Raw genomic sequence first — 10,433 nt, 5'->3', positions numbered from 1 at the left:
CTACTCACCGTCGTCGACGACCCCTGGGGCTACGGGAACTCGTTGGAATGGGCGACGTCCTGCCCGCCGCCGCGGCACAACTTCCGGGCGCTGCCGCGCATCCGCTCCGAACGCCCGGCCTTCGACCTGCACTATCCGGCCACGATTGGCCGGGTCGACTACCACGCGACTCCCGAGATCAGTTAAGGCGGCCATGGCATGAAGGTGGAAGGCATCATCTTCAACTTCTTCGGGGTGTTCGCCGGGGCCGCCGCGCTGGTGTACTGGTTCTGGTCGAAGGACCCGACCGGCACGGCCGCGCTGACCCTCACCACGGGGCTCGGCCTGCTCGTCGGCGGCTACCTGGTCTTCACTGGCCGGCGGATCGGCATGCGCCCGCAGGACCTGCCGGATGCGGAGATCGCCGACGGGGCGGGGGAGCTCGGGCACTTCACCCCGGGCAGCTACTACCCGTTCTTCATCGGGGCCAGCTCGGTGACGGCGGCCATGGGCCTCGTCTTCGGCGTCTGGCTGATTGTTCTCGGTGCGCTTCTGGTCGTGGTGTTCGTGACCTGCCTGGTCTTCGAGAACTTCTGGCACCCGCCGGTGCCCGAGGACTGATCCCGCCCGGGTCGGGCGGGTCCCCCTTCCCAAGGTCCGCTCAGGGAGCCGTGGCCGCCGCCGTGTCGACCGCTGCGGCGGCGGCCTGGCTCGCGGTCACCCAGCGCTCCAGGACGGCCCGGGCGGCGCCGGAGTCCACCGCCTCGGCCGCCCGGGGCAGGGCGGCGCCGATCTGCTCGGTGACGGGGGCGTCGGAGGGGCCGGCCGCGGCGACCAGGGCGGTGGCGGCGGCGAGCAGGACCGCGTCGCGGACGGGTCCGGGCTCACCGGCGAGCACCGACCGGGTGACGGCGGCGTTGTAACGAGCGTCCGCGCCGCGCAGCGCGGCGCGGTCCGCGACGTGGATGCCGACGTCGCGGGGGTCGAACCGCTCGCGGCGCGGCTGTCCGGCGCCGGCCGCGACGACCCACACGGCGGACGTCGTCACCGGGGTGAGCTCGTCGAGCCCGTCGTCGCCGCGGAACACCAGCGCCCGGGTGCCCCGGTCGGCCAGCACCCCGGCGACGACGGGAGCGAGCCGCGCGTCGGCGACGCCGATTGCCTGCGCGCCGGGGCGGGCCGGGTTGCTCAGCGGCCCGAGGATGTTGAACGCGGTGGGCACGCCGATCTCGCGCCGGACCCCGCCGACGTGCCGCATCGCCGGGTGGAAGACCTGGGCGAAGCAGAAGGCGATGCCTGCCGTAGCCAGGCACGCCTCGACGCCGGCTGGCGGCAGGTCGACCACGACACCGAGCTCCGCGAGCAGGTCCGCCGAGCCGCAGGATGACGACGCGGCCCGGTTGCCATGCTTGACCACCGGCACACCCGCGCCGGCGACGACCAGCGCGGCCATCGTCGACAGGTTCACGGTGTGGGAACGGTCGCCGCCGGTCCCGCAGGTGTCCACGGCGCGGGTCCGTACCTGCTCGGACAGGATCAGGGGCGTGGCACTGGCCAGCATGGCCCCTACCAGGCCGGCGATCTCCTCCGGCGTCTCCCCTTTGGACCGCAGCGCTACCGCGAACCCGGCCACCTGCGCGGGCGAGGCGGCCCCCGTCATGATCTGGTGCATCGCCCAGGCGGTGCGCGCGGAGTCCAGGGACTCGCCCGCCAGCAACGCCCCGATCAGCTCCGGCCAGCTCGTCTCGACGGTCGGGAGAGCCCCGGCGGGGGGAGCGCCGACGGGGGAGTGGCCGGTGTGGGAGTGGGATGCGCTAACGGTGGTCATATCTCGGAAGCCCTGGATCTCAGTGGGCGAGCTGGGCGCCGGTGAGCGGCTGACGGGCCACGGCGCCGCCGGCACGCGCCCGCAGCAGTGTCACGACCGCCTCGGTGAGCAGACCCGGGTCGATCGGATGGGTGACCACCGCATCCGCCTGGGACCAGGTGGCGAGCCAGCGATCGTCCGGGCGGGCGACCAGCAGGATGGTCGGCGGACAGTTGATGACCTCGTTCTTCAGCTGCCGGCAGAGCCCCATGCCGCCGCTGGGGGTGGCCTCCGCGTCGAAGATGCACAGATCCGCCTCGTAATGATCGACCACGCCGATCGCCTCGGGGGCGTCGGCGGCCTCGACGAACTCAATCGGACCGAGGCCAGCGGCGGGGAGACGGCCGATCGCGTTCCGGACGTGTTCGCGCACATCCGCTCGGTCGGCGTAGACGAGGATGGTGATCATGTCGTCCGCGGGCCTTTCGCGAGAGGTGACCATCGCCGACCGGCGGTGAGCCGGCCAGCGGTGAACTGCGGACCGCCCTCCAGGCACCTCGGGCTCCCAGGTACCCCGGACATCCGGGCACCTCGGAAGTGGACGCTGCCATGTGAGAGTTGTCCCGTGCAGGCTACCTCCCGCGGACCGTCGGACGTGACCCGTGTCGCGTCGCCCGCCGGGTCCTCGCCGGGCCGGGTGGGGCCGGGATCACAGACCCCTGGTTGCCTTCGGATCGTCGCAGGAGTAATACTGAGACTCGTTCTCAGTCGGTGGACCCTGATGCCGGCCGGACCGCGTGACGCCTCGATCGCCGCCGCCGGCGGCCCGGAGCGTTCCACCGCCGTACGACGGGCGTGATCCTATGAACAACCAGACCGATCTTCGTCTCACTTCGCAGCGGATGGCCGTGCTGGCGGTGCTGGCGGCGGCCCGCGACCACCCGACCGCGGCCGAGGTCTACGAACGGGTGCGGACCGTGTCCCCGGGGATCGGCAGCGCGACCGTATACCGCACACTGGCGTTGCTGGTGTCCGCCGGTCGAGCGCTCGAGCTGCGCCTGGGCGGCGGCCCGGCGGCCCGGTACGACGCCAACACGAGTCGTCACGACCACGTGGTCTGTGGCGGATGCCGTCGGGCGGTCGACATTGATCACCCCGTCCCCGACGGGATGATGGCGGAGATCGCGTGCCGCTCGGGATTCGCCATCACCGGGTACGACCTGCAGTTCCGGGGGCTGTGCCCGGATTGTCAGGCGAACGGCTCCGGCCCGGCCCGCGGCGCGGACAGGACCGGTCAATAGTGAACACCCATCCACAAGGAGCACTTCATGCCGAAGCTTGACGGCACCAAGACCCACGAGAACCTCAAGGAGGCGTTTGCCGGCGAGAGCCAGGCGAACCGGCGTTACCTCTACTTCGCCCGCCGGGCCGACATCGAGGGGCTGACCGGCGCATCGTCGCTGTTCCGCGACACCGCGGAGGGCGAGACCGGGCACGCCTTCGGGCATCTGGATTTCCTCGCGGAGGTCGGCGACCCGGCGACGGGCGAGCCCCTTGGCACGACCATGAAGAACCTGGTCAGCGCCGTCGCCGGCGAGACCTACGAGTTCACTGCCATGTACCCCGGCTTCGCCAAGACCGCCCGCGAGGAGGGCTTCGAGGAGATCGCGGACTGGTTCTCGACCCTCGCCCGGGCGGAGAAGACCCACGCCGGTCGGTTCAAGAAGGCCCTCGACGCGCTGTCGGCCGAGGAGACGGCCGACGCCTGATCGTCGGGGTTTCTCGATCGACCGGGCCGGGGTGGCGGGGCGATGCCAGTAGTCCCCGTCGCCACCCCGGCCCGTATCGTCGCTCCCGCGCCGTGGGCCCTCGGCCGTTCCTGGGCCCTCGGCCGTTCCTGGACCGCTCGCCCGTTCACGGATCCCAGCATTTCCGGACAGGAGATCGCACGATGGCGCTGACCATCGCCGACATCACCACCGACCACCAGGCGTACGCGGAGCGCCGGCCGCGGCTGCGCAGTCAGATGATCCTGGTGCGCGCCGAACGCCGGGTACGGGTCGGGGACATCGTCGTCCTCGAGTTCGAAAACGAGCAGACGCTGCGCTACCAGGTGCAGGAGATGGTCTACACCGAGCGGCTGACCGCCTCCGCCGACGTCGCCCACGAGATCGATGCGTACTCCCGCCTGCTGCCCTCCAGCCACGTCCTCACGGCGACGGTGTTCATCGAGCTCTCGGTTCTGGAGACTGTCCGCGAGGAGTTGGGGCGGCTTGCCGGGCTGCAGCACAGTCTCGCCCTGGAGATCGGCGGGACCCGGGTGGCGGGCGAGGAGATCCCCGGCCTTGACGAGGATCCCGATGTGACCACTGAGACCGTCTCCGTGCACATGGTGCGCTTCGCGCTGACCGATTCGCTCCGGGATGCCTTCCTCGACCCCGAAGTGCTGGTCGAGATCGTCGTGGAACACCCGGAGTACAGCGAGGCGACGCCGTTGACCGGAGCCACCCGGCGTGCCCTCATCGCGGATCTCGCGTTGCGGTCCTGACCGGCCCACTCGGCCGGCGCCGGCCTGTCACGGCCTGCCGCAGCCGATCGCAGTCGGTCACGGTCACGGCCGGTCGCGGTCGCGGGTCCCCGGTCGCGGGTGAGGTCGGACACGTCCGCGGGCAGTCGGTTCGCGCGCGGCGGGATGGGTAGGCGGAACACCTAGGGCACGCGTCCGTGTCGGCACGTCCGCCCACCCGTCAACGTCAGCACGTTCATCCACGTCAGGGAGCCACCCGTGACCGATGACCAGCTACGTCCCGACCGCATCCGCCCCGGCGCCGCTGTCCCGGCCGGCGTCCCCTCCGCGCAGGGCACGGCCGCGCGGGCCGCGCTGCACCGCCTCGCCGAAGGTAAGGACGAGCGAGCGGCGCTCGGCGATCTCGCCGTCGCCGAGGTCCTGCTGCCCGACCTCGGTAACGACATCACCGATCTGTCGGAGGAGGACGACAGCGTCCTGCAGCTGCCGGTGGCCAAACGGCAGGACGGCACCCAGTTCGTCCCGACGTTCACCTCTGAGCAACGCCTGGCCGAGGCGCTGCCGGAGGTGGCGCGTTACCGCACGGTCCAGGTGGCAGCACTGGGCCGGATCTGGCCGTCCGATGATCTCCTGCTCGCGGTCGATCCCGGCTCGGAGGGCGGCATCGCCCTGCCGGCGGACGGCCTGCGGGCGCTCGCCGCGATGTCCGGCTGAGGCCCGGCCGGCGTCACGTCACGTCGCGGTCGGGGTGTCCGTGTTGGCTCGACTGTGCCCGCCGAACGGCGCTGGCGGGCCGGTGTGTCGCGGGTGAGGCACGCAACATCGGCCGGGTCAGCCTTGTCGCTCCGCATCGTTCGTAGGCCGACTGACATCGCTGTGACCTGCGTTTTTCCAGTTGCGGCAGGGCTTTGCCGGGCACGCGAGGCAGCCGCCACGATGATCCGGGGCGGTCATCGACGGGTCGTAGTCCTACCGAACGTCGAACCTACGGTGGCGCGTGGGCCGTCCCGTGCCAGAATGACCGACGTGGCCTCAGCCCCCGTCCTCGAGAAGGCTCCTCCACCGCACCCGACGGCCAACCGTCCCTCGATGGTCTCGGTTGGCACGGTCGTGTGGCTGTCATCGGAGCTGATGTTCTTCGCGTCCCTGTTCGCGATGTACTTCACGATCCGTTCGGTCAACAGCGGCAACTGGCCGCCGGCTACCGGCGACCCCGCCGGATCCGAACACGGACCCGTGGAGCTGCACGTCGGGTACGCGTTGTTCTTCACCGTGATCCTGGTTCTGTCCAGCGTCACCTGCCAGCTCGGCGTGTTCGCCGCCGAGCGTGGTGACGTGTACGGGCTACGGCGCTGGTACCTGATCTCGCTGATCATGGGTCTGGTGTTCGTCGGCGGCCAGGTGAACGAGTACTTCAGCGAGAACAAGTTCACGATGGCGTCGCACGCCTACGGATCGGTGTACTACCTGACCACCGGTTTCCACGGGCTCCATGTGATTGGCGGTCTCGTCGCCTTCTTGATGGTGCTGGGCCGATCGATGTACGGGCGCTTCACGCCGGAGAAGGCGACCTCGGCGATCGTCGTGTCGTACTACTGGCACTTCGTCGACGTTGTCTGGATCGCCCTCTTCGCGACCATCTACCTCCTCCAGTGAGCGACATGACTGCATCCTCGGGCACCTCGTCATCCTCGGGCACGCCGTCGGGCACTCCGGCCCCGGGCACCCCCGCGCCGGGCACCCTGGCGTCGGGCACTGCGGCGTCGCGATCCTCGGTGCCGGTCGCCGCCACGAAGCGGTTCTCGGGCGGGCGCCGTTCGCCCGCGCGTCGTCGCCGGAGGCCCTCCGCGCTGGTCATGGTTCTCGGCCTGCTGGCCACGGGGGTGCTGTGGACGGTGCTCGCGCCGGGCGGCAACGCCGCGCAGACCCCGGACGCCAACGAGGCGGTCCGGCAGGGCCGGGCGCTGTACCTGCAGGGCTGCTCGACCTGCCACGGGCTGGGAGCGCAGGGCACGAACACCGGGCCCAGCCTCATCGGCGTCGGCGCCGCCGCGGTGGACTTCCAGGTGTCGACCGGCCGGATGCCGCTGGCCGCCCCCGCCGCGCAGGCCGACCGCAAGCCCCCGATCTACTCGGCGACCCAGATCGACCAGCTCGCCGCGTACATCCAGAGCCTTGGCGGCGGCGAGGAGATACCGAAGGTTACGGACGCGGCGCTCAACGACGCCGATCTGTCGCACGGCGGCGAGTTGTACCGGGCCAACTGCGCGCAGTGCCACCAGGCCGTCGGTCAGGGTGCGCCGCTGACCTACGGCAAGTTCGCCCCCTCGCTGAATGAGTCCACCCCGGTGCAGGTCGTCGAGGCCATGCGGACCGGGCCGGAGTCGATGCCGGTGTTCGGCCCGCGCCAGCTCAACGAGGAGGACGCGATCGCGATCGCGGCCTACATCAGGCACATGAAGGAAACGCCGAGCGCCGGTGGGCACAGCCTCGGTAACTACGGTCCGGTGCCCGAGGGGCTGCTGGCCTGGCTGGTGGGCGTCGGTGCCCTGCTGGGCGTGTGCCTGTGGATCGGAGCGAGGCAGAAGGTATGAGTGACCAGACGGGCCCGGGAACGCCGGGGCCGGCGGATTCCGGTGCGGACCAGCCGTCCGTCCCGAGGGACCGGCGTATGCACTACCCGGGCTACCAGGGCGAACCGGCCGATGAATCTGAGCAGGACTCGATGAGCAGCATCTTCAGAAGGGCGAAGCACCCGGTGGACACCTCCGGCCAGCCCGCCGGGGGATCCGGGGTGTCTGCCGGCGGCCCGGACGTCCCGGCCGGGACGCCGGACGGCCCGGAGGCCCTGGGCACGCCGCCCCAGCAGACCGACTCGACCCGTGAGCCCGGGACCACGGCCGTTCGCCCGCGGGCGGGGGTTATCCAGCCGACCTACGGGGAACGGGCCGCCGGCGGGGTGACCGTCCGTCCGCCGCGCGCGCAGGACGTGGACCGCCGGGCCGAGCGGCGGGCGGAGCGGCTGATCGCCGGCTGGTTCTTGATCTCGGTGATCGGCACCGTCGGGTTCGTCGTCACCAATTTCGTCGGTGACAAGCACAAGGCGTACTACACCCCCTCCCTCGGGGCCGCGCTGGGCCTCGCCGTTGGTGGGCTCGGCATCGGCCTGATCCTGTGGGCCAAGCGGCTGATGCCGCACGAGCAGGCCGTGCAGGAGCGCCACGCGTTCGCCTCCTCGAAGGAGGAGATCGCCGTCACCGAGGAGGAGATCGCGGCCGGGTTCGCCGACACCGGCCTCGCGCGCTACCCGTTGCTGCGCCGCACCCTGCTCGGGGCTGGCACCGTGCTCGGCGGGCTGATCGTGGTGCCGCTGCTGAACCTGACGAACACCAAGCCGGGCAAGAAGCTCGACCACACGAGCTGGGTGAAGGGTGCCCGCCTCGTCACGGAGGACGGCCGTTACGTCAAGCTCGGCGACGTCGCCATCGGCGGCATCGAGACCGTATTCCCGGCCGTTCCGGTGACCGAGGCCGACGGCACCGTCGCGTACCAGCCGAAGACCGATATCCAGACCAAGGCCGACAGCACGACGATCCTCATCCGGCTGCCACCGGGGGTCGACCGCCCCCGCAAGGGCCGGGAGGACTGGGGCGTCGACGGCCACGTTGCCTACTCCAAGATCTGCACGCACGCCGGCTGCCCGGTCAGCCTGTACGAACAGCAGACCCATCATCTGCTCTGCCCCTGCCACCAGTCCGTCTTCGACGTGCGGGACGGCTGCCGGGCGATCTTCGGGCCGGCCAGCCGGTCCCTGCCACAGCTTGCCATCGCCGCGGACAATGACGGGTTCCTCTACGCCCGTGACGGTGACTACCACGAGCCCGTCGGTGCCGCCTTCTGGGAGCGTTCATGACCACCGCCTCCGCCCCCGAGTTCGTCAAGCGGCCGAGCCCGATTCGGAAGGCCAACCGTGAGCTCGACGAACGGTTCGGCAACCAGGCCTTTCTGCGGCGCAACCTGAACAAGGTCTTCCCCGACCACTGGTCTTTCATGATCGGGGAGATCGCCCTCTACAGCTTCATCGTGCTGCTGCTGACGGGCATCTACCTGACCCTGTTCTTCGACCCGTCGAACACCGAGGTCATCTACAACGGTTCCTACGTCCCGCTCAAGGGCGTGGAGATGAGCCGGGCCTACGCCTCGACGCTGGACATCAGCTTCGACACCCGGGCCGGTCTGGTGTTCCGCCAGATCCACCACTGGGCCGCGCTGGTCTTCGTCGCGTCGATGGTCGTGCACATGTTCCGGGTGTTCTTCACCGGCGCGTTCCGCAAGCCCCGCGAGACCAACTGGCTGATCGGCATCGGTCTGGTCGCCCTGTCGATGCTCGAGGGCTTCGCCGGCTACTCGCTCCCGGACGACCTGCTCTCCGGCACCGGTCTGCGGATCGCGGCCTCGATCGCCCAGTCCATCCCGATTATCGGGACGTGGACGTCGTTCCTCGTCTTCAACGGGGAGTTCCCGGGCGTCAACTTCCTGCCCCGGCTCTATGTGACGCACATCCTGCTGGTGCCGGGCGTCCTGCTCGCGCTCATCGGCGCGCACCTGGGCATCCTGTGGCACCAGAAGCACACGGACTTCCCCGGGCCGGGCAAGACCGAGGACAACGTCATCGGCCACCGGGTCTTCCCGGTGTTCGCGGTGAAGTCCGGCGGGTTCTTCATGCTGGTCTTCGCGATGCTCGCGCTGCTCGGTGGTCTCGCCCAGATCAACCCGATCTGGATGTTCGGCCCGTACGACCCGGCGAAGGTCAGCGCGGCCTCCCAGCCGGACTGGTACATCGGCTTCCTCGACGGCTCGACCCGGCTCATGCCGCCGTGGGAATGGCGCGGCTGGGGACACACCCTCCCCGCGGTGTTCTGGCCGACTGCCGTCCTGCCGGGCATTATGTTCACGCTGGCGGCGCTCTATCCCGCGCTGGAAGCCAGGTTCACTGGGGACACGAAGCCGCACAACCTCCTGCAGCGGCCCCGGGAGGCGCCGACCAGGACCGCGATCGGCGCGATGGCGATCAGCTTCTACCTGGTGCTGATGATCTCCGGCGGTAACGACATCATCGCCAAGACCTTCAGTATCTCGCTGAACGCGATGACCTGGGCCGGCCGCATCGGGCTCATCGTCGTGCCACCGATCGCCTACGCGGTGACGAAGAAGATCTGCATCGCGCTCAACCAGAAGGACGCGGAGATCGAGCATCACGGCATCGAGACCGGGATCATCCGCCAGCTTCCCAGCGGGGAGTTCGTGGAGGACCACCGCCCGAAGCCAACTCCCATCCCCGACCATCCGCTCGTCCCGACGGACCGGTTCGAGCTGCCGGCGGCCAACGGGCACGGCGACGGTCACGGCAAGGGGCTTGCGCGCCGCGCCGGCAAGGCCGTGACCGGGTTCTTCGTCGAGGAGAAGCAGCCACCCGGCGGCGGCCGGCAGTAGCCGTCCGGCCTGACGGAGTACCTGACGGAGCAGCTGGCGTCAGTACGTGGCGTCCTGACGTCATGGCCTGACGTCACGTCAGGCCGACGGGAACCACTCGTCACCGTCATACGCACGTACCGGCCGGCCGGGGGCCGCACCGAATCCGGCCGCGGCGCGGATGGCGCCCGCGGCCGGCTAGCTCCACTCGCCCTCCAACCGCACGAGCCGTACCCCCGGCCCACTGAGCCAACGGGCGATGCGCTCGGTCTCCTCGGCGGAGGCGCACGGGGCCGGGCCGGGCCGTGGCCGCACCGTCTCGGCGCTGGCGACCACGGCGTCGACCCAGGGCCGCGGATCGACACCGGGCGGCACGCTCGCCGCTGACACCAGCCGGCCGTGACGCACCACGGCCAGCTCCCAGCCGGCCTCGGCGGTCGGGGCCGCGGCGACGAGCTCGGCGACTCCGGTGAGAGCCGACAGCCGCTGGGCACGTGCGGCCGCGCGGACGAACGCGATCATCCGGTCCCGCTGGACGGCGGCCTCCTCGTAGCGCTGCTCGGCGGCCAGCCGGTCGATGCGCCGCGTCGAGGCGGCGATGACTCGGCCCGGATCGCCGGTGATGGCGGCTCGGGCGGCGGCGACGTG

The 10,433-nt window shown here is 70.7% G+C and carries 11 protein-coding genes and 2 pseudogenes; 10 read left to right on the top strand and 3 right to left on the bottom strand.

What is annotated here, in order from left to right; genetic code table 11:
• Positions 1–186 (top strand): annotated as a pseudogene (locus AC08OT_RS11880) (aa3-type cytochrome oxidase subunit I); the annotation flags it as partial.
• 12 nt (positions 187–198) lie between these two features.
• A complete protein-coding gene (gene ctaF / locus AC08OT_RS11875; protein ID WP_462186434.1) occupies positions 199–600 on the top strand; it encodes an aa3-type cytochrome oxidase subunit IV in 402 nt (133 codons plus the stop codon).
• Positions 601–640: 40 nt separating this feature from the next.
• Here the strand turns inward: ctaF and trpD are convergent, their stop codons facing one another.
• Positions 641–1,807 (bottom strand): anthranilate phosphoribosyltransferase, encoded by a 1,167-nt coding sequence (gene trpD / locus AC08OT_RS11870; RefSeq protein ID WP_476594732.1) that lies wholly within the window; start codon positions 1,805–1,807, stop codon positions 641–643.
• 19 nt (positions 1,808–1,826) lie between these two features.
• Positions 1,827–2,255: a response regulator transcription factor gene (locus AC08OT_RS11865; RefSeq protein WP_476594731.1), complete on the bottom strand. Its 429-nt coding sequence runs from the start codon at positions 2,253–2,255 to the stop codon at positions 1,827–1,829.
• A 394-nt stretch (positions 2,256–2,649) separates the two neighbouring features.
• Between AC08OT_RS11865 and AC08OT_RS11860 the strand changes: the two genes are divergently transcribed.
• From AC08OT_RS11860 to qcrB, 8 genes are all read left to right on the top strand, one after another.
• Complete coding sequence (locus AC08OT_RS11860) at positions 2,650–3,087, top strand: Fur family transcriptional regulator (protein WP_476593555.1); 438 nt, start codon at positions 2,650–2,652, stop codon at positions 3,085–3,087.
• A 27-nt stretch (positions 3,088–3,114) separates the two neighbouring features.
• Positions 3,115–3,555 (top strand): rubrerythrin family protein, encoded by a 441-nt coding sequence (locus tag AC08OT_RS11855; protein ID WP_476593556.1) that lies wholly within the window; start codon positions 3,115–3,117, stop codon positions 3,553–3,555.
• Positions 3,556–3,737: 182 nt separating this feature from the next.
• Positions 3,738–4,334: a DUF3501 family protein gene (locus tag AC08OT_RS11850; RefSeq protein ID WP_476593557.1), complete on the top strand. Its 597-nt coding sequence runs from the start codon at positions 3,738–3,740 to the stop codon at positions 4,332–4,334.
• A 237-nt stretch (positions 4,335–4,571) separates the two neighbouring features.
• On the top strand, positions 4,572–5,027 hold the full coding sequence (locus AC08OT_RS11845) for an SseB family protein (protein WP_476602818.1): 456 nt from the start codon (positions 4,572–4,574) through the stop codon (positions 5,025–5,027).
• A gap of 303 nt (positions 5,028–5,330) precedes the next feature.
• Complete coding sequence (ctaE, locus tag AC08OT_RS11840) at positions 5,331–5,969, top strand: aa3-type cytochrome oxidase subunit III (RefSeq protein WP_462186428.1); 639 nt, start codon at positions 5,331–5,333, stop codon at positions 5,967–5,969.
• Between the two features lie 5 nt (positions 5,970–5,974).
• Positions 5,975–6,907 carry a cytochrome bc1 complex diheme cytochrome c subunit gene (qcrC, locus tag AC08OT_RS11835; RefSeq protein WP_476593559.1) on the top strand — a complete coding sequence of 311 codons (933 nt, stop codon included), beginning with the start codon at positions 5,975–5,977 and terminating at the stop codon, positions 6,905–6,907.
• Positions 6,904–8,226, top strand: coding sequence for a cytochrome bc1 complex Rieske iron-sulfur subunit (qcrA, locus tag AC08OT_RS11830; protein ID WP_476593560.1), 1,323 nt, complete (start codon positions 6,904–6,906; stop codon positions 8,224–8,226). Before qcrC ends, qcrA begins: the two co-directional genes overlap by 4 nt.
• A complete protein-coding gene (qcrB, locus tag AC08OT_RS11825; protein ID WP_476593561.1) occupies positions 8,223–9,806 on the top strand; it encodes a cytochrome bc1 complex cytochrome b subunit in 1,584 nt (527 codons plus the stop codon). Before qcrA ends, qcrB begins: the two co-directional genes overlap by 4 nt.
• Positions 9,807–9,986: 180 nt before the next feature.
• On the opposite strand, the pseudogene AC08OT_RS11820 reads toward qcrB, so the two are convergent.
• Positions 9,987–10,433 (bottom strand): annotated as a pseudogene (locus tag AC08OT_RS11820) (DEDD exonuclease domain-containing protein); the annotation flags it as partial.

It is taken from the genome of Frankia sp. CgJB1, assembly GCF_977947065.1.
The sequence above is the reverse complement of the archived record's forward strand: the minus strand, read 5'-3'. Positions and strand labels throughout refer to the sequence as shown.